The organism is Pyxidicoccus sp. M15 (genome assembly GCF_056858435.1).
In genome coordinates, this window is sequence record NZ_CM166495.1 from 4,952,501 (window position 1) to 4,977,145 (window position 24,645).

At 69.0% G+C, this 24,645-nt stretch carries 10 protein-coding genes; 5 read left to right on the top strand and 5 right to left on the bottom strand.

The features are described from left to right. Positions 1-15: 15 nt before the first annotated feature. Both tnpB and tnpA read right to left on the bottom strand, forming a co-directional pair. Positions 16-381 carry an IS66 family insertion sequence element accessory protein TnpB gene (gene tnpB, locus ACX9TP_RS18815; protein ID WP_482981107.1) on the bottom strand — a complete coding sequence of 122 codons (366 nt, stop codon included), beginning with the start codon at positions 379-381 and terminating at the stop codon, positions 16-18. Further along, positions 375-701, bottom strand: coding sequence for an IS66 family insertion sequence element accessory protein TnpA (gene tnpA / locus ACX9TP_RS18820; protein ID WP_482981108.1), 327 nt, complete (start codon positions 699-701; stop codon positions 375-377). The genes tnpB and tnpA overlap by 7 nt, the downstream gene beginning before the upstream one ends. A gap of 201 nt (positions 702-902) precedes the next feature. Between tnpA and ACX9TP_RS18825 the strand changes: the two genes are divergently transcribed. Further along, the gene (locus ACX9TP_RS18825; protein ID WP_482981109.1) at positions 903-2,639 is read left to right on the top strand and encodes a hypothetical protein; all 1,737 of its coding nucleotides are present in this window, start codon (positions 903-905) and stop codon (positions 2,637-2,639) included. A 671-nt stretch (positions 2,640-3,310) separates the two neighbouring features. Continuing rightward, complete coding sequence (locus tag ACX9TP_RS18830; protein ID WP_482981110.1) at positions 3,311-16,840, top strand: non-ribosomal peptide synthetase; 13,530 nt, start codon at positions 3,311-3,313, stop codon at positions 16,838-16,840. 39 nt (positions 16,841-16,879) lie between these two features. Here the strand turns inward: ACX9TP_RS18830 and ACX9TP_RS18835 are convergent, their stop codons facing one another. Continuing rightward, positions 16,880-18,391 carry a hypothetical protein gene (locus ACX9TP_RS18835; protein WP_482981111.1) on the bottom strand — a complete coding sequence of 504 codons (1,512 nt, stop codon included), beginning with the start codon at positions 18,389-18,391 and terminating at the stop codon, positions 16,880-16,882. Between the two features lie 477 nt (positions 18,392-18,868). Between ACX9TP_RS18835 and ACX9TP_RS18840 the strand changes: the two genes are divergently transcribed. Continuing rightward, on the top strand, positions 18,869-20,812 hold the full coding sequence (locus ACX9TP_RS18840; protein ID WP_482981112.1) for an MSCRAMM family protein: 1,944 nt from the start codon (positions 18,869-18,871) through the stop codon (positions 20,810-20,812). A 74-nt stretch (positions 20,813-20,886) separates the two neighbouring features. On the opposite strand, the gene ACX9TP_RS18845 is transcribed toward ACX9TP_RS18840, so the two are convergent. Continuing rightward, complete coding sequence (locus tag ACX9TP_RS18845; RefSeq protein ID WP_482981113.1) at positions 20,887-22,155, bottom strand: alkaline phosphatase D family protein; 1,269 nt, start codon at positions 22,153-22,155, stop codon at positions 20,887-20,889. A gap of 221 nt (positions 22,156-22,376) precedes the next feature. Continuing rightward, positions 22,377-23,489, bottom strand: coding sequence for a hypothetical protein (locus tag ACX9TP_RS18850; RefSeq protein ID WP_482981114.1), 1,113 nt, complete (start codon positions 23,487-23,489; stop codon positions 22,377-22,379). Between the two features lie 349 nt (positions 23,490-23,838). Here ACX9TP_RS18850 and ACX9TP_RS18855 point away from each other — a divergent pair, with 349 nt between their 5' ends. Both ACX9TP_RS18855 and fabZ read left to right on the top strand, forming a co-directional pair. Further along, positions 23,839-24,150, top strand: a complete 312-nt coding sequence (locus tag ACX9TP_RS18855; protein WP_482981115.1) for an acyl carrier protein — start codon at positions 23,839-23,841, stop codon at positions 24,148-24,150. Next, a complete protein-coding gene (fabZ, locus tag ACX9TP_RS18860) occupies positions 24,143-24,625 on the top strand; it encodes a 3-hydroxyacyl-ACP dehydratase FabZ (protein ID WP_482981116.1) in 483 nt (160 codons plus the stop codon). Before ACX9TP_RS18855 ends, fabZ begins: the two co-directional genes overlap by 8 nt. The last annotated feature ends 20 nt before the right edge of the window (positions 24,626-24,645 follow it).

The following is a 24,645-nucleotide window of genomic DNA, read 5'->3' on the forward strand; positions in this document are numbered from 1 at the left end:
CTCGACGTGACGTGCTCAGCTACCTGTCCGCCCCGGGGGCGTCCAGGCGGGCTGGCGCTTCACCTCGGCCACGTTAATGCCGTCCAGCAGCATCGCCAGCTGCGTGGCGTCCAGCGCCACCGACTGCGCGTCGGCGTCCACCGGCGGCAGCCGGAAGCGGCCCGTCTCCAGGCGCTTGTAGTACAGGACGAAGCCGCCCCGGCTGAAGGTGAGGATTTTCACCCTATCTCCCCGCCGGCTGACGAAGGCGAAGAGGTGGCCGGAGTAGACGTCCTCGCCCCTGGCGGTGCGCACCAGGGCCATGAGGCCGTCAATGGACTTGCGCATGTCCACCGGCCCGGTGGCCAGCAGGATGCGCACCGGCGCGGGCAGCGTCAGCACGCGCTGCGCCCCAGCGCCCCCACCAACCGCGCCAGGTAGTCCACGTCGGTGCCCGGCGAGAACCGCACGCGCACGCCACTGCCGAGCACGACTTCCAGCGAAGCTGCGTCCGACGCGGGCGCCCGACTCACCTGCACCGGTAGCAGGCGCACGGGCGGCTCGGCCCCCTCGCTCCCCTGGCGCCTGCGACGGTAGCCCCAGGACTGCAAGGTGCTCAGGCGCAGCCCCAGGCGTCCGGCGAACTCCCGCTGCGTCTGCCCGCTCGCTTCGAACTCCTCGGCGATGCGCAGCCACTCCGGCTTCTCAACTCTCTTCGACATCCGTCCAGGGATGACCTGCCCCGCTCATCCCCTCAATGCCCCGCAGCACGTCGTCCGTCGTACGGATACTGAAGGCCGCTACCGCGAGAGCAGCGATAAGTCCGTGGGCTATGAGCCTGGGATGGCTTCCCCCCGCTCTCGCGTTTGACATCCAAGAACGGTTCAATTTCACTCAGGGTAGATTCTAGACCCTGGGGGACCATGTCTGAACCTCTCGCTGCTGTATCGCTTCATGCAGGAAACAGCCCGCCCGGCCCAGCTAATCAAGGCTCCGGGGGCGCAGCGCCGTACTCCGTGTCGGCCACGATAGATGTCGATTGGTTTGCTTTTCCCTTTCCGACGCGGGTGGAGAGGCTGCTTTTCCGATGGTCATGGGTGGTCGTTGTCGCCGCAGGAGGAGGGAGCCAGGTTATCTTCAATAGGTTGGATTTGGGGTTCTACCTTGTGATGGTGACCCTGGCAGTTAGTACTGTACTGTTCAGGCTGTGGCTGCATAGCATTCCCTCGCTGATCAAGGACCAGCTTCAGGGTAGATGTATTCAAGTGGGATGCGCTGAGGTCGAGAAGCTCGTTGAAGAGACCATTGACCGACTCAAGAGCCGTAAGCGTTTCATTTATGTTGGTCTCGTCATGGCCTTTTGTGTGGCCTTCATCGGGTACATGGAGGTCGGCAGAGTCGGGTTAAAAAGCACCCTCGGATGGTGTGTATGCTTGCTCCCATGGAGTTGGATTGTTGGAGGTGCAGGGGGCGTAGCCATTGAGATTGCAAGGCTGGTTCGCAGGGTAGGAGAAAAAGACATCATTGAGATCCTGCCTGAGCATCCCGATGGGTGTGGCGGCTTGAAGCCTGTCGGGACGTTCTTCGTTGGCATGGTGGCCCCCCTGGTGCCTATAGCCATATTGCTTGCATTTGTGTCCCTGAACCTCAAGCTTCCTGCTGTGTGGGGTGAGTCGTTGAGGCATTTAGCGGAGAAAGTTGGGTTTTTGATTCAGCAAAACGAAGATCCCGCAGTCGTCCAAGTTCTCCACGACAATAGAGCGTTTGATTTTGGTCAGATGTCTCGGTCTGCATTTGCAGAGCGCATATGTGATGAGCGAACTCCTGCGTCCTATCAATGCAAAATGGAGCCTGAGGAACTCGTGTGTGTCGCGCCACCCACGCCTCCCCACGTTGCAGAACTCGATGCCCTACGGCTTCAATTGAAGTCAGAGATGAGGGCTGCGCGGGTTGCTTATCTGAAGGAGAAGTGTTCACAACTCCCGGTGACTTCTGATGCATCTTCTTATGAGGACTGCGTCTCTGCCATTGTGGCCGCGTCCCACATCTCCCCCGAGGAGTCAGGTGTAAAAGGTGATGTCGCTTGGTCAGAGTTTAAGAGAGTCAATGCGTTGAAGCAACAGTTGCGGGCGGAGATCGGAGTTGCACGGGTCGCGTATTTGAAAAAGGAATGCTCCCAGCTTCCAGTAACTTCTCATGCCTATTCTTACGAGGCCTGCATTTCCGCTATCGCTTCTGTGTCCAAGATAATCCCACAGGCGCCGAGCCGTCCAACCAATGGAGGCTGGAATCTAGGGCTCATTCCGTTTGCGCGCACAGCACTTCTCATTCTTGTTGCCGTGATCGGCGTGTGCTTCATCTGGCCTTTGGGGAGCGTGCACGGTGCGATGGTTAGGACGCGTGACAGAAAGGGACTGGAATTGGCTAGATCCTTGGGGTTGGTTGAGGAGGATTTCGCCGGAAAGTTGAAGAGCAGAGCGCTGCAAGATGCGGCAGAAATGTCGGCGCAGTTGGATGCCGTGCGTAAGCAGATTCTGCGGGTGAAACGCTATCCAGTTTGGCCCTTCGATGCGGCCGCTGTCAGCAAGGTGGCTATTCCTCAACTTCTCGCCTTGGGGAGCACACTGACTGGAGTTATTTCGGACTGGCTGGGGCGCTGAGGGGAGCTCCCGCCTGCACTTTCGCGGGCTCCCCGGGCGTGAGCGCGACACGTTCTGGACCGAGATTCCGGCCCGCATGACTCGCTCCGCGTCGCGCTCAGCGCCCGCTCTACCCGCTACCCCAACAGGCCTCCTGTCCTTCCGATATGACTTCGGCACGAGGTGGCCATATGGCGCACGCGGATGATCGCAGCGGTGGCGGGTATGCGCCGTTGTGGTGCCCAGCGACGAGGCGCCCCCGCCCTCAACGAGTTGAGTGAACACCTCCGCGAGGCCGGCATGTCCGTCGCGTACTGGCCGGACCACCAAGAGCTCATTTCCGAGATGCCGAAGACTCCCTCCTAGAAGATCCGGAAGCGCCTCACGCAGGAGCGCCTGAAGGATCAGCCCGGCGGCCCCGCCCGAGCCTGCTTCCAGCTCTTGTTCAGAAATCTTCCCGAGGCCTCCGGGTGGCGGGCCCGGTCTTGCCGTGCGCGCTCTTCTCCGAGGCGCGGATTATCCTCACGTCCCCTGCCTCCGACTCAGGACTCCAACTCGATATGAACGCGCGCGATGTGCAGTCCCCGGCCGGCGATGCTCCGCGGTCCCCCTCCGAGAGAACTGGACCGAAGCCGGGCACGCGGCCGGGACGCAGGCCTCCTCCCGTGGTGCCGGTGCCTCGGAGCGAGGCGATGCCGTTGTCCTTCGCGCAGCAGCGGCTGTGGTTCATCGAGCAGCTCGCGCCCGGAGGCTTCGCCTACAACGTGCCCTGGTTCGCGCGGCTGACGGGGCCGCTCGACGTGGACGCGCTCGGGCGGAGCCTGCAGGTACTCGTCCAGCGGCACGAGGCGCTGCGGACGACGTTCCCCCGGGTGGATGGCCGGCCGGTGCAGCGGATTGCGCCGGCGCTGGGGCTGACGCTGCCGGTGGAGGGGCTGGAGGGCATACCCAGGGACGCGCGCGCGGCGGAGGCCCGGCGGCTCGCGGAGGAGGAGGCCCGGTGCCCCTTCGACCTGGAGAAGGGCCCGCTGGTGCGAGCGCGGCTGCTGCGCCTGTCGGCGGAGGAGCACGTGCTGCTGCTCACGCTGCACCACATCGTCTGTGATGGCTGGACGATGGGACTGCTGGAGCGGGAGTTGGGCGCGCTCTACACGGCGTTCTCCCGAGGCGAGGAGCCTTCGCTCCCGGCACTGCCGGTGCAGTACGCGGATTACGCGGCGTGGCAGCGGGAGTGGCTGAAGGGGGAGGTGCTGGAGGCGCAGCTCGCCTGGTGGAAGCGGCATCTGGCCGGAGCGCCGCCCGTGTCGGAATTGCCGGCGGACAAGCCGCGGCCCCCCGTGCAGTCCTCCCGGGGAGCCCTCCTGAGCAGGGAGCTGCCCCCGGAGCTGTCCGGAGCGGTGGCGGCGTTGAGCCGCGCGGAGGGCGTCACCCCGTTCATGACGTTCCTGGCGGCCTTCCATGCCTTGCTGTCCCGCTACAGCGGGCAGACGGACCTCGTGGTGGGGACGCCCATCTCCGGGCGCAACCGGCGCGAGCTGGAAGGCGTCGTCGGCTTCTTCGCCAACACCCTGGCGCTGCGGGTGGACGCGCCGGAGGACGGGAGCTTCCGGGAGCTGTTGGGCCGGGTTCGCCAGTCGTGCCTGGGCGCCTACGCCCAGCCGGATGTGCCCTTCGAGCAGCTCGTGGACGCCCTGCAGCCGGCGCGGGACATGAGCCGTACGCCGCTGTTCCAGGTCTCGTTTATCCTCCAGGGCGCTCCGCCCTTCGCCGCGCTGCGGTTGCCCGGAATCGCCGTGGAGGAGCTCGCCTTCTCACCCGGAGTGGCGAGGAACGAGCTGTCGCTCTACGTGCGTGAGCACGCGGATGGGTGGGTGGGTGTCTGGGAATACAACACCGAGGTCTTCGACGAGCCGACGGTGGCGCGGCTGGCGGCGCACTACACGCGGCTGCTGGAGGCCGCCGTGGCCCATCCGGAGCGGCGGGTGGCGGAGCTGCCGCTGCTGTCCGAGTCGGAGCGGCACCGGGTTCTGGTGGAGTGGAACAGCCGCCGCGCGGACTACCCCCGGGACACGTGCGCCCACCACCTCATCGAGGCCCAGGTGGAGCGCACGCCGGACGCGGTGGCCGTGGCCTTCGAGGACAGCCAGCTCACGTACCGCGAGCTCAACCAGCAGGCCAACCAGCTCGCCCACTACTTGAGGAGGTTGGGGGTGGGGCCGGAAGTGCGGGTGGGCGTGTGCCTGGAGCGCTCGCTGGAGCTGGTGGTGGGCATCCTGGGTGTGCTCAAGGCCGGCGGCGCCTATGTGCCCCTGGATCCCACCTATCCGCAGGAGCGCCTCGAGCTCATGGTGCAGGAGGCCGGAACGCCGGTGCTCGTGACCACCGGAGCGCTGGAGGACGAGCTGCCCTCGCAAGGCCGGTTCAGGGTGCGCCTGGATGTGGATGCGGAGGTGCTCGCCCGGCAACCCCTGCACGACCCTCCGGCGAGCGCGGTGAGCGAGAACCTGGCCTACGTCATCTTCACCTCGGGCAGCACGGGGAGGCCCAAGGGGACGCTGCTGACGCACCGCGGGCTGTGCAACACGGCGCTGGCCGCGGTGGACACGCGAGGCGTGCGCCCGGACAGCCGCGTGCTGCAATTCACCGCGTTCAGCTTCGACAGCTCGGTGAGCGACATCTTCTCCACGTTGATGGTGGGGGGATGCCTGGTGCTGGCGCCTCGGGACTCCATCCTCCCTGGCGCGCCGCTGGATGCGCTGCTGAAGAAGCAGCGGGTGACGCTGGTGGCGCTGACGCCCTCGGTGCTGGCGCAGCAGGAGGATGGCGGGTACCCGGCGCTCGAGACGGTCATCTCCGGGGGCGAGGCGTGCACCCCGGAGCTGGTGCGCAGGTGGAAGCCGGGGCGGCGCTTCCTCAATGAGTACGGCCCGACGGAGGTGACGGTCTGCGCCACCGTCGACGAGGACGTGAGGGCGGAGCGGCTGACCATCGGGCGCCCCCTGCCCAACGTGCAGGTGTACGTGCTGGACAGGTGGCTGCGGCCGGTGCCCGAGGGCGTGGCGGGAGAGCTGTACGTGGGCGGCCGGGGTCTTGCTCGCGGGTACCTGGACCGTCCGGAGCTGACGGCGGAGAGGTTCATTCCCCACCCGTTCAGCGAGGAGCCGGGGGCCCGGCTGTACCGGACGGGGGACGTGGTCCGGTGGTTGCCTGGAGGCGCGCTGGAGTACGTGGGCCGCGCCGATGAGCAGGTGAAGGTGCGGGGCTTCCGCATCGAGCTGGGAGAGGTGGAAGCGGCGCTGGCGGGCCACCCGGAGGTGAAGGAATGCGTGGTGGCGGTGAGGGAGGACGGGCCCGGAGGGAAGCGGCTGGTGGCCTATGCCGTGGCCCGGACGCGGGAGCCCTCTGCCACGGAGCTGCGCCAGTACCTGGAGGGGCGGCTGCCCGAGCACCTGGTGCCGTCGGCCTTCATGACGCTGGAGAAGCTGCCGATGACGCCCAGCGGGAAGGTGGACCGCAAGGCGCTGCCGGCGCCCGCGGTGAGGGCGAGAGAGGCCGCGCGAGCGTCGAGGACGGCGATGGAGGAGGTGGTGGCGCGAATCTGGGCGCCACTGCTGGAGCTGGAGCAGGAGCAGGTGGCGGCGCACGACAACTTCTTCGAGCTGGGCGGGCAGTCGCTGATGGTGGCGCAGGTGGCCTCGCGGCTGGGGGAGGAGCTCGGGGTGGAGCTGCCGGTGCGCACGTTCTTCGAGGCGCCGACGGTGGCGGAGCTGGCGGCGCGAATCGAGTCGTTGCTTGGGAGCACCGAGGCGCGGCAGCCGCCGCTGGTGCCCGTGCCGAGGACCGGTGCGCTGCCGCTGTCCTTCTCGCAGCAGCGGCTGTGGTTCCTGGAGCGGTTCTCTCCCGGGGGTGGCTCGTACAACGTGCCCTTCTTCCTCCAGCTGAAGGGGCGGCTGGACGTGGCCGTGCTGGAGCGGAGCCTGGGGGCGGTGGTGCGGCGGCACGAGTCGCTGCGGACGACGTTCGTGGAGGTGGAGGGGCAGCCGGTGCAGCGGATTGCGCCGGAGCAGGTGCTTGCGCTACCGGTGGAGAGCCTGGAGGGACAGCCGGCCGGTGTCTTCGAGCGGCGCGCCCAGGAGGAAGCGCAGCGCCCCTTCGACCTGGAGAAGGGCCCGCTGGTGCGGGCACGGCTGCTGCGCATGGCGGCGGACGAGCACGTCCTGCTGCTCGCCGTCCACCACATCGTCGTGGACGGCTGGTCCATGGGCGTGCTGGTGCGGGAGCTGGGCGCGCTCTACCTGGCGTTCTCCACGGGGGGAGAGCCCACGCTGCCGGCCCTGCCGGTGCAGTACGCGGACTACGCGGCGTGGCAGCGGGAGTGGTTGAAGGGCGACGTGCTGGAGGCGCAGCTTGCGTGGTGGAAGCAGCGGCTCGCCGGGGCACCACCGGTGCTGGAGCTGCCCACCGACAGGCCGAGGCCTCCGGTGCAGACGTTCCGTGGAGCCCTGCTGCCCGCGCGGCTGCCTCCGGCGCTCTCGAGCGCTGTCCGTGAGCTGAGCGTCGCGGAGGGCGTCACCCCGTTCATGACGCTGCTGGCCGCGTACCAGGCGTTGCTGGCGCGCTACAGCGGGCAGGCGGACCTCGTGGTGGGCTCGCCCATCGCCGGGCGCCACCGGCGTGAGGTGGAGGGGCTCATCGGCTTCTTCGTCAACATGTTGGCGCTGCGGGTGCGGGCGCCGGCGGAGGCGAGCTTCCGGGAGCTGCTGGGGCAGGTGCGCGAGATGTGCCTGGGCGCCTACGCCCATCAGGACGTGCCCTTCGAGAAGCTGGTGGAGGGGCTGCAGCCGGAGCGGGACCTGAGCAGGCCTCCGCTGTTCCAGGTGGTCTTCTCCCACCAGGAGTCGCCGCCCACGCAGGTGCTGCCTGGCCTGTCCCTGGAGTTTTTGGGTATCGACCCGGGGATGGCGAAGTTCGACCTGAGCCTGTTCGTGCGTGAGAGCACGGATGGGTGGGAGAGCTTCTGGGAATACAACACCGACCTGTTCGACAGGGCGACGGTGGAGCGGCTGGCGGGGCACTACGCGCGGCTGCTGGAGAGCGCCCTGGCGCACCCGGAGCGGAAGCTGGCGGACCTGCCGCTGCTGGCGGAGGAGGAGCGGCACCGGCTGCTGGTGGAGTGGAACCAGACGCGGACGGAGTACCCGCGCGAGGCCAGTGTCCACGGACTGTTCGAGGAGCAGGCGGCACGCCAGCCCGAGGCGGTGGCGGTGGAGTACGAGGGGCGACAGCTCACGTACGCGGAGCTCAACCGCCGGGCGAATCAGCTGGCCAGACACCTGCGGCGGCTGGGCGTGGGCCCGGGGACGCTGGTGGGCCTGTGTGCCGGCCGCTCGCTGGAGCTGGTGGTGGCGACGCTCGGCATCCTGAAGGCGGGTGGTGCCTATGTGCCGTTGGACCCGACGTACCCCGCTGCGCGGCTGGCGTTCATGCTGGAGGACACGGCGGTGCCGGTGGTGGTGGCGCAGGAGGAGGTGGCGTCGGAGCTGCCGGCGGGAAGCACCTTCGTGGTGGAGCTGGGGTGGGAGGCGTTCGCGCACGAGAGCGGGGAGAACCTGGAGGAGGCGGTGGGGCCGGAGGCGCTGGCGTATGTCATGTACACGTCGGGCTCGACGGGTCGGCCCAAGGGCGTGTGCATCCCGCACCGCGGCATCGTCCGGCTGGTGCGCGACACCAACTTCGCCCGGTTCACGGCGGAGGAGCGCATCGCGCAGCTCTCCAACACCTCGTTCGATGCGGCCACCCTGGAGCTGTGGGGGGCGCTGCTGAACGGAGGGCGTGTGGTCGGGGTGCCCCGGGAGGTGGCGCTGTCACCGAAGGCCCTGGCCACGTTCCTGCGCGAGCAGCAGGTGAGCGCGATGTTCCTGACGACCGCGCTCTTCAACCAGGTGGTGGCCGAGGGCCCGGACGCCTTCCTCACGGTGCCGCAGTTGTTCTTCGGAGGCGAGGTGGCGGACCCCCGGTGGGTACGGGCGGTACTGGAGACGGGGAGGGCGGGTGCGCTGGTGCACGCGTACGGCCCGACGGAGGTGACCACCTTCACCTGCTGCTACGTCATGAAGGAGCCCGGGCAGGTGGGGCACTCGGTGTCCATCGGGCGGCCCATCTCCAACACGACGGTGTACGTGCTGGACGCGCGGATGCAGCCGGTACCGGTGGGCGTGGTGGGCGAGTTGTACGCGGGAGGAGACGGGCTGGCGGTGGGGTACCTGAACCGGCCGGAGCTGACGGCGGAGCGGTTCGTCCCGCATCCCTTCAGCGAGGAGCCGGGGGCCCGGCTCTACAAGACGGGAGACCGGGTGCGGTACCTGCCGGACGGGAAGCTTGAGTACGTGGGCCGGCGGGACGCGCAGGTGAAGGTGCGGGGCTTCCGCATCGAGCTGGGCGAGGTGGAGGCCGCGCTCGCGAAGCACCCGGAAGTGGGCGAGGTGGTGGTGGCCGCGCGGGACGATGGCCTCAACGGCAAGTCCCTGGTGGCCTATGTGGTGCCCGCTTCCCCCACGTCCTCCCTGCCCGAGGAGCTGCGTGCCTGGCTGAAGCAGAGGCTGCCCGACTACATGGTGCCGTCCGCATTCGTGCGGCTGGAGCGGCTGCCGCTGACGCCCAACGGGAAGCTGGATCGCCAGGCGCTGCCAGCGCCGGAGGCGGAGGGGACGGAGCGCGAGGAGTACGTGGCGCCCCGGACACGGATGGAGCAGCTCGTGGCGGACGTCTGGGCGCCCTTGCTGAAGAAGCAGCGTGTGGGGGCCCTGGACGACTTCTTCGCGCTGGGCGGGCACTCGCTGCTGGCGGCACAGGTGGCCACGCGGCTGCGTGAGGCGCTCCAGCGGGACTTCCCCATCCTGATGCTCTTCGAGTCCCCGGTGGTGGAGGCGCTGGCGGCGCGGCTCGAAGCGCTGCCGGGAGCGACGCAGGAAGTCCAGGGCGCTCCGCTGGTGCCCGTTTCGCGCGGGGGCGAGCTGCCGCTGTCCTTCGCGCAGCAGCGGCTGTGGTTCATCGAGCAGCTCGAGCCCGAGAGCTCCACGTACAACGTTCCCTATGCCGTGAGGCTGCGGGGCCGGCTCGACGTGGCCGTGCTGAAGCGGAGCGTGGCGGCGCTCATCCGGCGGCACGAGGTGCTGCGGACGACGTTCCACCTGGTGGATGGACGGCCCGTGCAGCGGATTCACCCAGCGCTGGCGCTGACGCTGGCCGTGGAGGACATGGAGGGGCAGGAGGCCAGCGCGCTCACGCGGTGGGTGGAGCAGGAGTCACGCCGCCCGTTCGACCTGGGGACGGGCCCGTTGGTGCGGGGGACGCTGCTGCGCGTGGCCGCGGAGGAGCACGTGCTGGTGCTCGTGATGCACCACATCGTCTGCGACCTCTGGTCCCTGGGCGTGCTGCTTCGCGAGCTGGAGACGCTGTATCTGGCGTTCTTCTCGGGGACGGAGCACACGTTGCCGGCCCTGCCGGTGCAGTACGCGGACTACGCGGCGTGGCAGCGGGAGTGGCTGAAGGGCGAGGTGCTGGAGGCGCAGCTCGCGTGGTGGAAGCAGCGGCTCGCCGGAGCGCCTCCGGTGCTGGAGCTGCCCACCGACAGGCCGAGGCCTCCCGTGCAGACGTTCCGCGGGGCGTATCTGGCCGTGCCGCTTCCGGCGGGGCTGGCCGGTGCGATGAAGGAGCTGGGCAACGCGGCGGGCGTCACGCCGTTCATGGCGTACCTGACGGGCTTCCAGGCCCTGCTGGCGCGCTACAGCGGGCAGACGGACCTCGTGGTGGGGACGCCCATCTCCGGGCGCCACCGGCGCGAGGTGGAGGGGCTCATCGGCTTCTTCCTCAACACGCTGGCGCTGCGGGTGGAGGCCTCGGGAGACGTGAGCTTCCGGGAGCTGCTGGGCCGGGTCCGTGAGTCGTGTCTGGGCGCCTACGCCCACCAGGACGTGCCCTTCGAGCAGCTGGTGGAAGCGCTCCAGCAGGCGCGTGACCTGAGCCGGTCGCCGCTCTTCCAGGTGATGTTCGTCTACCAGACCGAGCTGATGGCGATGGCGCTCCCCGGGGTGTCCTCGGAGGAGTTCGCCTTCCAGCCGGGGATGGCGAAGTTCGACCTCACCCTGTTCGTGCGTGAGACGGCGGACGGGCTGGTGAGCCTCTGGGAGTACAACACCGCGCTGTATGACAGGGCGACGGTGGCGCGGATGGCGGCGCATTACGCGCGGCTGCTGGAGGGCGCCGTGTCGCGGCCCGAACAGCGGCTGTCCTCGCTGCCATTGATGGACGAGGCGGAGCGGCGGCGGGTGGTGATGGAGTTCAACGACACGGCGGCGTCGTATGCGCCGGCCAGCGGCGTGCACGAGCTGTTCGAGGCATGGGCGGACAGGACGCCGGAGGCGGTGGCGGTCAGCCTCGGAGCGGAGACGCTGACGTACGGAGCGCTGAACCGGAAGGCGAACCGGCTGGCGCACCACCTGAGAGGGTTGGGGGTGGGGCCGGACGTGCCGGTGGTCCTGTGCGTCGAGCGCTCGTTGGAGCTGGCGGTGGGAGTGCTGGGGATTCTCAAGGCCGGAGGCGCCTACGTGCCGCTGGACCCGGCCTACCCGGCGGAGCGGCTGGCGCTGATGCTCGGGGCCTCCCGGGCACCGGTGCTGCTCACGCAGCGGCACCTGGCGGACACGCTGCCGGCCCGTGAGGCGAAGCGGCTGTTGCTGGACGCGGAGGAGGGCACCTGGGCGGGGTGTGCCGACAGCAACCCGGAGCCGGTGTCCGGGCCGGAGGCGCTGGCGTACGTCATCTACACCTCGGGTTCGACGGGAGTGCCCAAGGGCGTGGCGATGCACCACCGGCCGCTGCTCAACCTGATTCGCTGGCAGGTGGAGCGCTCGGGGGAGAAGCCGAAGACGCTGCAGTTCTCGGCGCTGAGCTTCGACGCGAGCTTCCAGGAGCTGTTCTCCACATGGGGGGCCGGGGCAGAGCTGGTGCTCATCCCCGAGGAGCTGCGGCTGGAGGCGAAGGCGCTGCTGGAGAAGATGGACAGCAGCGGGGTGCAGCGGCTGTACCTGCCGTTCGTGGCGCTGCAGAACCTGGCGGAGGAGATGGACAGGTCGCAGTTGGCTCCGAGGGCGCTGAAGGAGGTCATCACGGCGGGAGAGCAGCTGCGGGTGACGCCCGCGCTGCGCCGGATGATGAAGCGGCTGGGAGGCGTGCTGGAGAACCAGTACGGGCCGACGGAGACGCACGTGGCGACGGCGTACCGGCTGGAAGGAGCGCCGGACACCTGGGCGGAGGTGCCGAGCATCGGCAGGCCGATTGCCAACACGAGCGTGCACCTGCTGGACGGCCACGGGGAGCCCGTGCCGGTGGGCGTGGTGGGGGAGCTGTTCATCGGAGGCGCAGCGGTGGCCAGGGGCTATCTGCACCGGCCGGAGCTGACGCTGGAGCGCTTCCTGCCGGACGCGCACCGGGCGCAGCCGGAAGGGAGGCTGTACAGGACGGGGGACTACGCGAGGTACCTGCCGGACGGGAACATCGAGTTCCTGGGGCGCAGGGACGCGCAGGTGAAGCTGCGCGGCTTCCGCATCGAGCTGGCGGAGGTGGAGGCGGTGCTCGGCCGGCACCCGGGGGTGAAGGATGTGGTGGTTGGGGTCCGGGAGGAGGGCACTGGAGGAAAGCGGCTGGTGGCCTGGGTCGTGGGCGCGGACGGCGAGGCGCCGAGGACGGACGCGCTGAAGGCGTTCCTCAAGGAGCGGCTGCCCGAGTACATGGTGCCGTCGGCCTTCATGTGCCTGGAGTCCTTCCCGCTGACGCCCAGCGGAAAGGTGGACCGCAGGGCCCTGCCCACGCCGGAGGTGGAAGACGCCGGACAGGAAGCTGTCGTGGCACCCCGGACGCCGCTGGAGCAGGTGCTGGCGGACCTCTGGGCGCCGCTGCTGGGCCTGCGACGCGTGGGCGTGCACGACAACTTCTTCGAGCTGGGCGGGCACTCGCTGCTGGCGATGCAGGTGACCTCGCGCCTGCGCGAGGTGCTGAAAATGGAGTTGCCGGTGCGGGTGCTCTTCGAGGCCCCCACGGTGGCGGAGCTCGCGCGGCGGCTCGAGCCGATGCACGGGCGCGAGCAGGAGTTCCGGCCGCCTCCGCTGGTCCCCGTGCCGCGAGACAGCGCGCTGCCGCTGTCCTTCGCGCAGCAGCGCCTGTGGTTCCTGGACCGCTTCAATCCGCTGAGCGCGCTCTACAACCTCGCCATGGTGCTGCGTCTGGAGGGCGTGCTCGACGTGGCCGCGCTGGAGCGGAGCTTCCAGTCGCTGGTGCATCGGCACGAGGCCCTGAGGACGACGTTCCAACAGCGCGAGCAGGGCGCGGTCCAGGTCATCTCCGCTCCAGTGGCGCTGCCCCTGCCGGTGGTGGACCTGCGCGAGCTCCCTGAAGGGGCGCGAGAGGAAGAGGCGCGGCGGCTGGCCCGTGAGGAGGCGCTGAAGCCCTTCGACCTGGAGGTGGGTCCGCTCCTGCGGGTGACGCTGTTGCGGACGGGCGAGGCGGAGCACGTGCTGGTCCTGGCGATGCACCACATCGTGTCGGACGGATGGTCGATGGGGGTGCTCGCCCAGGAGGTGAAGGCCCTGTACGAGGCCTTCCTGGCGGGGAAGGAGGCCTCGCTGGCCGCGTTGCCCATCCAGTACGCGGACTACGCGAAGTGGCAGCAGGAGTGGCTGCGGGGCGAGGTGCTGGAGTCGAAGCTCGCCTGGTGGTGCAAGCAGCTGCAGGGGGCGTCACCCGCCCTGGATCTGCCGACGGATAGGCCGAGGCCGGCGGTGCAGAGCTACCGGGGTGCGATTCACTACGTGCACCTGCCCCTGCCGCTGGCGGAGGGACTGAGGCAGCTCGGCCAGAAGGAGGGCGTGACGCTCTTCATGACGTTGCTGGCGGGCTTCCAGGCGTTGCTGCACCGCTACTCGGGGCAGGACGACATCAGCGTGGGCTCGCCGATGGCGGGCCGCGGCCATGCCGAGCTGGAAGGGTTGATTGGCTTCTTCGTCAACGTGCTGGTGCTGCGGGCGAAGGTGAGGGGAGAGGCGCCCTTCCGGGAGCTGCTGCATCAGGTGCGAGAGGTGGCGCTGGGAGCCTATGCCCACGAGGAGGTGCCATTCGAGAAGCTGGTGGAGGCCTTGAATCCTCCGCGCGACACCGGCCGCGCGCCGTTGTTCCAGGTGTCGTTCTCCCTGCAGAACGCCCCGTCCCCGGACCTGGAGTTGCCGGGAATCGAGTCCCGGCCGCTCGCGCTGGCGGGGCAGGTGTCGAAGTACGATTTGACGTTGTCGTTCAGGGAGACCGGGGCGGGGCTGGCGGGCCTTGTCGAGTACAGCACCGACCTGTTCGAGGCCTCCACCATCGCCCGGATGCTCGGGCATCTGCGGACGCTTCTGGAAGGCGTGGTGGCGGACCCCGGGTGCCGCATCGGTGAGCTGCCGCTGCTGGACGCTCAGGAGCGGCACCGGCTGCTGGTGGAGTGGAACCAGACGCGGACGGAGTACCCGCGCGAGGCCAGTGTCCACGGGCTGTTCGAGGAGCAGGTGGCACGCCAGCCCGAGGCGGTGGCGGTGGAGTACGAGGGGCGACAGCTCACGTACGCGGAGCTCAACCGCCGGGCCAATCAGCTGGCCAGACACCTGCGGCGGCTGGGGGTGGGCCCGGGGACGCTGGTGGGCCTGTGCGCGGGGCGCTCGCTGGAGCTGGTGGTGGCGACGCTCGGCATCCTGAAGGCGGGCGGCGCCTACGTGCCGTTGGACCCGACGTACCCCGCTGCGCGGCTGGCGTTCATGCTGGAGGACACGGCGGTGCCGGTGGTGGTGGCGCAGGAGGAGGTGGCGTCGGAGCTGCCGGCGGGAAGCGCCTTCGTGGTGGAGCTGGGGTGGGAGGCGTTCGCGCACGAGAGCGGGGAGAACCTGGAGGAGGCGGTGGGGCCGGAGGCGCTGGCGTACGTCATGTACACGTCGGGCTCGACGGGCCGGCCCAAGGGCGTGTGCATCCCGCACCGCGGCGTCGTCCGGTTGGTGCGCGGCACCGGCAGCCTCCAGGTGACGCCGGAGGACCGCGTCACCCAGATGGCCAACACCTCGTTCGACTCGTCGAACCTCGAGCTGTGGGGCGCGTTGCTCAACGGCGCGAGGTTGGTGGGGGTGCCCCGGGAGGTGGCGCTGTCACCGAAGGCCCTGGCCGCGTTCTTGCGCGAGCAGCAGGTGAGCGTGGCCGTCCTCACGACGCCACTCCTCAACCAGGTGGCAGCCGAGTGCCCGGACGCCTTCCAGACGGTGCGGCACGTGATGTTCGGAGGCGAGGCGGCGGACCCCCTGCGGCTGCGCCAGGTGCTGACGCAGGGCGGAAGCACGAAGCTGCTGAACCTGTACGGGCCCACCGAGAACACCACGAACACGACGTGGCACGAGGTGAAGGCGGTGCCGGAGGGGGCGGTGTCGGTGCCCATCGGCAGGCCGGTGTCGAACACGGACGTGTACGTGCTGGACGAGCGGATGCAGCCGGTGCCGGTGGGCGTCCCGGGAGAGCTGTACACGGGCGGAGACGGGCTGGCGCTCGGGTATCTGAACCGGCCGGAGCTGACGGCGGAGCGGCTCGTCGCCCATCCATTCAGCGTGGAGCCGGGAGCGAAGCTGTACCGGACGGGAGACCTGGTGAAGTACCTGCCGGACGGGACACTCGAGTTCCTGGGGCGGCGGGACGGGCAGGTGAAGGTGCGGGGCTTCCGCATCGAGCTGGGAGAGCTCGAAGCGGCCCTGGCGAGGCATCCGGGGGTGGAAGCGGGCGTCGTCATGGCAAGGGATGACGGGCCCGGTGGCAGGTGGCTGGTGGCCTATGTGGTCCCGACCTCCCCCGGCCTGACGCTCGAGGAGCTTCGCACCTGGCTGAAGCAGGCGCTGCCCGAGCACATGGTGCCTTCCGCCTTCGTGTTCCTGGACGCACTGCCGCTCACGCCCAACGGCAAGGTGGACCGCCAGGCACTGCCCGCGCCGGACTCGCAGAGGGTGGGTTCCGGTGGCTCCGAAGCCGCGCCCGAGAGCGAGCTCGAGCAGGCACTCGCGGCCATGTGGGCCGAGGCGCTCCGGCTGGAGCGGTTGGGCGTGGATGACAACTTCTTCGACCTAGGTGGCAACTCGCTGCTGCTGCAGTCGGTCCACATGAAGCTGGAGGCCCTGGTAGGCCGCCCGGTGCCCATGGTGGAGCTGTTCCAGTTCTCCACGGTGCGCACGCTCGCCGCGCACCTCGCGGCGACGGCCGGGCCAGCGGGTGCCGAAGAGTCCTCGGCCACGGGCGGCCACCAGCGCGGACGCTCCGGCTCCAAGCTCGGGGACGTCCGCGAGCCAATCGCGCCGGAGCGTACGAGCTGCCTCATGCGACTCCAGGAGGGCTCGCCCGGGCCGGCGCTCTTCTTCCCGCATGCGATGGGAGGACGGACGCTCTTCTACCGGGAGCTGGCACGACGCATCGATTCCGCCCGGCCCGCCTACGGGTTCGACTCGCCCGGGCTGGAGGCGGGAGGGCCGGTGTTCACCTCCATCGAGGAGATGGCGGCGCACTACGTCGAGCTCCTGCGAGCCGTGCAGCCCACGGGGCCGTACCTGCTCGTCGGTGCGTCCTTTGGAGGGGTGCTCGCGTACGAGATGGGCCGCCGCCTGTCCGCCGAGGGGCATGCGGTGCCGCTGTGCGCGCTGCTCGACTCGCCCGGCCCGGCGCACTTCCCTCCGCCGCCCGAGGACGACGCCACGCTCCTGGCGGGCATGGTGGCCTCCTGGGTGCACATCCCGGCCGAAGCGCTGCGTGGGCTGTCCGCCGAGGCCCAGCTCCAGGCGGTACTCGACGAGGCGGCGCGGAGGGGCATCGAGCCCGCCTTCCCGGACGTCGAGCGGGGCCTCCGGTTCCTCCGGGTGTGGAGGAGCCATGCGGAGGCCCTGCACCGGTACACGGCCCCGCGTTGGGAGGGGGGCGCGCTGCAATTCTTCCGGGCCGCCGAGCTCCAGCCGGGGAGGCCGGAGCTTCTGGAGCTGGGTTGGAAGGACCGGAGCTCGGCGGTGCGGGTCGAGGTCGTCCCGGGAGACCACGACAGCATGATGCTCCCGCCGCATGTGGACAGCCTGGCGGCGCGGATCCGGGCGTGCCTGGAGCGGGCCCATACCGATGGCCGCTGACGTCACGGCATGGCGGCGGGCCCGCGACCGCACGCGCGGCTACTGCACGCGCGTGGGCTCCACGCTGATGCTGTACCAGCCCGTCGAATACTCCCGGCTCGTCCCGGTCACCACCGGCATCCCGAAGATGCTCGACGTCGTCACGTTGGTCAGCACGTTGTCCGCGAAGTTCACGATGACCGAGCCGAGGATGTCATTGCCCAGCGTGTAGGTCCGCCCGGTGGTCTCGGTGCGCGTCTCCTCCAGGCTCGCGCCGAACTTGAGGCCAATCTTCTGCAGGAAGCCCACGGTCGGGTCGATGCCGAAGTTGGTGGCGAACTTCACGGTCCGCGACTCGCTCTGGGTGATGGTCTCGGTGATGTCCACCTCCTCGACTTCAATCTTGATGGTGGACGCATAGTCGTTGAGGTCCCATGCGAACAGCGGCAGCGTCAGGGACTTGGTGTTCAGGCCCGTGAGCTTGTGCGTGTAGAACTTGAAGGCGCTGATCCTGACTTCCTCATGGGTCACGGCGAAGAGCTCATCCGGAAGCGCGCTGAAGTAGGTGATGAGCTCCTGCCCAAGCCCATTCTTGGCATTGATCAGGACCCTCACCTTGAATTCAAAGGCCCCGCCCGACCACCCGGAGCTGGGATTGGTGTTGAGGCCATCCAGCTCCGCTTCACCGGTCTGGTCGGCCACCTTGGCGAAGGCGGTCGCCGGGTCCCCGATCATCCGGAAGCTCCGGACGTGCTCCTGGTAGGAGTAGGAGAACGCGCCCCGGGGCTGGTTCGGAGTGATGTTGTAATAGACGTAGTCCCGGTGCCAGCCGTCGGTGCCGAGGTAGATGTTGTAGGCATCCACCAGCTTGAGGTCCGGGGACTTGATGGTCCTGAACGCTTCCTTGTCGCTCGTCAGCGAGCCATCGAAGCTGTCCGACAGGAAGGCGAAGCCCAGGTTGCCGCTGGCCTTCAGGACCCGCCCCTTGGCCATGGCGCCGGGGTGGTTGTTCGCGACCGGGACGACTCTTTCATTCTCCTTGATGACCACCACCGGGAAGGCGGGCGTGAGGTGCGCCTTGATGATGTGCTCCTCGCCGCTGGCGTCGACGAGGGTGACGTCATTGGTCTTGTAGGAGGTGATGCCGACGGCGGGAATCTGCGTGTCGGCGTTCCAGGACCTGGCCGAGAAGGAGCCCTTGGGCAGCTCGGGGACGAAGATTGTCAGCAGCGGGAGCTCCCGCTCGACGTTCGAGAGCTGCTCCTCGCTCTCGAAGTGTCCCAGCAGCAGCTCCCGGACCGTCTGTCCATCCTCCAGCGGGCGATCCTTGATGAGGTGATAGAGGACGTCATAGTCGTTGTCGAACTTCGCCAGCGCCTCGTCCTTGATGAGCTTCCGCAGCGACGGGCTGTCGGCGAGCGCGGTGGCAAAGGCCTTGCCGAAGACGGTCTTCAGCTCATCACGTCGCTCCTTGCTGACGGATGGCGCGATGGACTGCGTGGGCTCGGTCTCCACGGGACTGGGAGAGCAGGCGGCCATCGACAGTCCGACAAGCAGCAAGCACTTCTTCATGGTGTGGATCTCCAGTGGTGGTGTGACGTGAACGAACGGCGTGTCTTGTGTTTTGAAACAAGACACGCCACGACGGTGCTTGCACCGACAGTGATGACGGCAATGACAGAGGGGCTATACGCCCCCTGCAAGGACCCCACGGCCGCCCCATCGAGCCAGCTCATCTTGGAAAAGGAGGCTCGCGGAAAATGTCGCGTGAAGAGATGCGCGACCGAAGTCGCGGCCATCCCCGTCGACGAAGGCCACTGACAGGCCGGCTCCGCTGAACCCCGACGCGGAGCCGCGCCTGAAGGGCAGGGGAGGAATGGGGCACCTCGCGGCGGGTTGCCGTTGGCCTCAGCGGGGACGGGCGTTTCCACTGGCGGGGCGGCTTCTTCCCGGATTCCAAAAAACAGTCGAAAATCAATTCGTGGGATTCCTGCGGGTACGCGCCCTCAGGGGAGGATGTTGGCACGCGCCGAGAAGGGGACTTTTCCGATGCGGTACAGGCTTGTCGCGGGAGGAGCCCTGCTCCTGCTGCTGGCGCTCCTCCTGGCCATCGCGACGGGCGGCACGGAGGGGCGAAGGGACTCCGCGAAGGCGCGGGCCGCCGGTACGGGCCCGGACTCCTCCGCGTCGGCCCCAGAGGCCCATGAGCGCGCCGCGCTGCGCGGCCACGTCCAGGATGGCCGGGGCCTTCCCGTGGCGGCCCGGGTGCTCGCCTTCGAGGCCGGGCCCGCCCTGACGCGAGAGGGCCTGGAGCAGCACGTGGCCGCGGAAACAGGGGAGGCGCCGCCGCGGGCCACCTGCACCACGGGCCCGGACGGAGACTTCCTGCTACGGGTCCCCGAGGGCCGCTACCACTTGGTGGCCGAGGTGGAAGGACGGCCCGCCGCGCTTGCCCTGGACGTGCACCCCGGCCCTGCCGAGGTGCGCCTGGTGGTGACGGACGGTGAGCGCCTGACGGGCCAAGTGGTGGACGTGGCGGGTGGCGTGGCCCGGGCCCGCGTCACCGTGGTGAGCCTGGCGCCCGTGCTGCGCCTGCGAGAGGTGGAGAGCGACGCGACGGGCGCCTTCGAAGTGGAGGGGCTGCTCCCCCAGGCACGCCATGGCGTGTGGGCCCGCGCGGCGGGCCATGGCCAGCGGGTGGTGCTCGCTTCCGCGTCCCGGCCCGTCACCGTGATGCTGCCCTGCGCGCTGCGCGTGGAGGGCCGGGTGCTCGAGCGCGGCGTCCCCGCGCCAGGGGCCCGGGTGAGGCCGCGCGGGGGAGGGCCGGAGGTCCGGGCCGACGGCGCGGGCCGCTTCGTGCTGGAGGGGCTCGACTGCAGCGGGCGCACGGAGCTGCTCGCCGAGAGCGCCACGGGCGTGGGCGAGCGGGCCATCGAGCCCCTGAGCGAGGACACCTCGGGGCTCGACATCTCCCTGGTGACGGCGGGCGGGCTCCGCGTCCGGGTGGTGGAGGCGCGCTCGGGCCGGTTGCTCGAGGGCGCGAGCGTCCAGTCTCCCGCCGCACCGGAGGTCGTCTGGCGCGAGGAGGACGTGGGACACTTCCGGGCCGCTCCGCTGATGCCGGGCCCCCATGTCCTCATCGTCCGGGCGCCGGGCCATGGGGCCGTGCAGCGGGTCATCGAGGTGGGCGCGGGCCCCGGGACGGAAGTCGAGGTCGAGCTGCCGCTGGAGAGCGTGCTGGCGGGCCGCGTGCTGGGCCCCGAGGGGCTGGGGATGGAGGGCGCACGGCTCCACCTCATGGGACCAGGGCGGAGCGGGGCGGAGGAGGTGCTCACGGGTGCGGATGGACGCTTCGAGGTGCGTGGGCTCGCGGAGGACACGTATGAGCTGCGCGTCGAGCGCTCGGGGTTCCTCTCCGTGACGCGAGAGCTGCGGCTGCCACGGACCGAGCCGCTGGAGCTCTCCCTGGCGCCCGCGGCGTCGGTGCACGTGAAGGTGCTCGGTGAGCGCGGGGAGCCCGTGGAGGAGGCCGCCGTGTCCCTTTCCCTGGTGGGCGAGGGGCGCGGGGAGACGGTGCGGGAGGAAGGCACGGACGCCCGGGGGAGCGTCCACTTCGGAGGGCTCGTCCCGGGCAGCTACCTCGCGAAGGCGCGCGCTCCGGGCTACCTCGCGTCCGCGCCCGTCCCGGTGGAGGCGTGGGACGAGGAGTCCGCGCCTGTCTCGCTGGTGCTGCGAGAGGGCCTCACCCTGTCCGGCCGCGTCCGGGACGCGCGGGGCGCGCCGGTGGGCGAGGCGGAAGTGGTCTTCATGGGGGACGGAGCGAGCGTGAGCAGCACCCGCACGGATGCCCGGGGACGCTTCGCCCTGTCGGGCCTCGTGCCGGGACGCGCCCGGCTCCGGGTGGAGAAGTTCGGCCACCCGATGCGCGAGGTGGAGGTGGAGGTGCCCGCGTCGAACCTGGAGCTGCTACTGGACGGCCCCGGTTTCGAGTGAGTCCCAAGAAGAAGCTCCTCCCGGGGAAGCCCTGGGAGGAGCTGGAGGGGCGGCGGCGATGGCCCGAGCCGTCCTCAGTTCTGCAGCTGCGAGCGCTTCAGGGTCTTCGTGGTCACGGTGACGCCCGTTCCTGAGATGGACGAGCGCTGCTGGGGATTCTGGATGACCTTGAGCGTGACGGTGGGGTCCGCCAGCGTCAGGTTGAACTCCATGATGCCGAAGCTGTACTCGGCGGGCGTGCTGGGCGAGCCGATTCCGGAGGAGATCAGCTCATACAGGGGGTAGCCCCCCGCGGGAGTCCTGTCGGTGAGCAGGCTCCGGTGGATGTCACCCGTCACGAAGAGCACGCCGCCAATCTTGTTGTCGGCGATGTAGTCGAAGAGCGCCTGCTTCTGGGTTCCCCAGCACTCGTTGCCCAGGGTGGAGCCATTCACAATCACCTTGAAGGTCGCGGTGGAGGCCTTCAGCTCGGTCTTCAGCCAGCTGAACTGCGTGGTGCCGTACATCTTCGGTGAATATCCCGCGGGCATGGACCTGGGGCAGTCGCGGCCCCAGCGGTCATCCATCATGAAGAACGCCACGCCGCCCCAGCCGAACTTGTGGTTGATGCCATCGCCGGCGAACGGGGGGTGGGGGTAGAGGTCCGCGTACGCCGCGCGGGCGACGTCCTTCTGGGCGAAGGTGCCATCCTCGTCGTTCGGACCATAGTCGTGGTCATCCCAGATGGCGAAGGTCGGGAACGCGCGGAAGACGTTCGTGAACTGCGGCACGTTGCGCTGCTGGAAGTACTTGAACCAGAAGTGGTCCTTCGAGGGGGGACTCTCCGTCGTGTACATGTTGTCCCCCACGAGCAGCTGGATGTTGGGCTCTCCCGTGTTGAGCTGCTCGTGCATGATGTCCCACGAGGGCTGGCTCGGCGCATTCGCGCCGTTCATGCAGGACGCGACGCCGACCTTGAAGCGGGCCGGCCCGGTAGGCTCGGTCCTGAAATAGAAGCCACCGCGCTCGCCCGTGAAGCCCGAGGCGAAGATTCCATAGTGATACCGGGTGTTGGGCTTCAGTCCGTCGAGGGCGCCCTTCCACGAGCGGAAGCCACTGCCGGTTCCCGAATCCGTCATCTGCACCGTGGCCACCCAGCAGGTCTCGCAGGCGGTCGCCTCCCGGGCGCGCAGGGTCAGCGTCTCACCCGCGGCGTCCCCGAAGGACGCCGCGGTGCCCACCCAGATACTGGCGCCTGTCGTCCAGGCACGGCCCACGAAGGGGACACGCACGAGGGGGTCGGCGTAGGCATGCGCGACACCGGGAACCACGAGGCCGATGGCCACGAACAGACCCAGCAGCACGCCAGGTACGGAACTCCTTGTCATTGTCTTTTCCTCTGGCACCGCCCAGCGTGCCGTCTCGAGGGAGGTCTTCTCCCGCTCAAGTGAGGGGCCGCCCCTGCCCGCCATCTCAAAAATTCTGCCTGCCCGCTGTCGCCTTGCAGCGGAACTTCCATGCCAGGGGGCGCGTGAGGCCGTCCGGCTCACGCGACTTCCTCCCAGCGCGGCTTGGGGGGGCGGCGCTACCGCGGCGTGTTGATGGTCGTCAGCCGCTGCGGCTCCGGCGTCCCCCAGTTGTCCGGGGTGTTGCCCGACATGGCAATCCCGTCGAGCACCACGTTGCTGTCGAAGAAGTAGAGCGCTCCACCTTCCCTCGCGGTGTTGTTGCGGAACTCGCCGCCGCGGAACGTCCACTCGTTGCTGGACGACAGGTGCGCGGTGTTGACCGCCCCGCCCACGCCCCCGAACTGGGTCCGAGGACCGGTGCACTCGTTGTCGTGGAAGTTGTTCCCGGTGGCGACGCCCGAGCTGGTCGGCGCAATCAGCATCAGCGCCCCGGCGTACACGGGCGCCTTGTTGAAGCGGAACTCGTTGTAGTTCACGTTCACGTTCGAGCGGGAGCCAATCCAGAGCGCGCCACCGGCGACCTCGGAGTACGCGCCATCCGGCCCCGCGCCGTTCTCACCGCCGTCCTTGTTGCCGTACTCGAAGATGCAGCGCTCCAGGTTGTCCTCACCGTCGTCCGACGTGGACGCCAGCCGCAGGCCGGCCCAGCCCCGGGTGGGCTCGTTGGCGGTGAAGACGATGGGGGCCGCGGCGGTGCCTTTCGCGCTGATGCGTCCGTACACGGCGAGCTTGAAGTGCCCCATGAAGATCAGTCGGACGCCGGGCTCGATGGTGAGCAGGTTCCCCTCCGGCACCGTCAGGTCCCCGGTCACCCGGTACGGCGAGCCCGCGAGCGGCAGCGTGCGCGTCGTGAGGTTGCCGGAGAGGTCCGTCCCACCGGACGTGCTCACCGCGACGGTGGTGTTCGCGGTCGCGCTGCCACGCTTGTTGGTCGCCGTGAGCGTGTACGTCGTCGTCGCCGCGGGGCGGACGTCCACCGACGTCCCGCGGACCTCCCCCACGTCGTTGTTGATGGAGACGGTGTCCGCGCCGGTGACCTCCCAGGTCAGCTTGAGGGACTCACCCGAGGCGATGGTCGCGGGGTTCGCATCGAACCGCACGACCTTCGGAAGGTCCGGGTTCGGTGTCGGGCCCGGGTCCTTGCCCGGAATCGGGTCCGACGAGGAGCACGCGGTCGCAACCGCGAGTGTTGCTGCGAGAGTCAGGGTGACGAGGGGCGAGCGGAGCATGTCCACAGTCTAGCCCATCGGCTGGAGACTCAGGACAGGCGGCCTCGCCCGGCGTCGCCGTCACGAGCAGCCTCAGGAGGCTGAACAGGGCAGAAGCCAGGGTGCCAGCGTAGCGGACTCCAATTCCTTGCCGCCGTGGCCGCAGTCTCGCTGTGGAAGGCTTTGGCCGCGCCGCCGCGCTGGATGCGCCGCGCGGCATCCGCGTCAACGTCGTCAGCCCGCTCCTCCTCGACTGGCGCGACCCTCCGTCTTGAATTCCGAGAAGCTGAATCACCGTTCACATCTCCCGGCTGAGCACCCGATGTCAGAGGTGCTCTGTACGTTGCCTTCCCAACATGAGGAGCTGCTGATGCAACCCGATATCGAAGAGTTGAAGGCTGGCCTGAAGGCCATGATCGTGGACCGCCTGCGGTTGAGCATCGACCCCGCGAGCATCCCGGATGGGGCACCGCTGTTCGGTGGTGACTCGCAGGGTGGTGAGGCTGGCGGCCTGGGGCTCGACAGCGTCGAGGCGTTGGAAATCGTGGTCGGCATCGAGGAGAAGTGGGGCGTCATCATCGCGGACGACAGCGTCGCGAAGGAGTTCCGCTCCATCAACACGCTCTCGGCGCTGGTCAGCCGGCTGATCTCCGAAGGTGGAAGGAAGGCCGCAGTTGGATAGCGCGCGGCCGCAAGCGCCGTCCGGGCTCGGTATCCAGGAGCTCCTCGAGCTCCTGCCGCACCGCTATCCGATGCTCATGGTCGACCGTATCGACAGCCTGGAGCCCGGCGTGTTCGCCGAGGGAATCAAGTGCGTCACGGCGAACGAGCCCTTCTTCCAGGGGCACTTCCCCGAACACCCCATCATGCCGGGTGTGTTGATTGTCGAGTCCATGGCCCAGGTGGCCGGGGTCATGCTTCGCACCCGCGGCCTCCCCGAGGGGGAGTCCGCGGAACAGACATCCGCGAAGCCAGCACGTCCGGGGGTGATGGCAAACATCCAGCGGATGCGCTTCCGCCGCCCGGTGGTCCCTGGAGACCAGCTCCGCGTTCGGGCCACGCACCTCAAGAGCCTCGGCACCGTCCATCAGGTGAAGGTCGAAGCACGGGTGGGCGAAGAGCTCGTCGCTGACGGCGAGCTGATGCTCGGCTCCTAGTCGCAAGGAAACACATCACC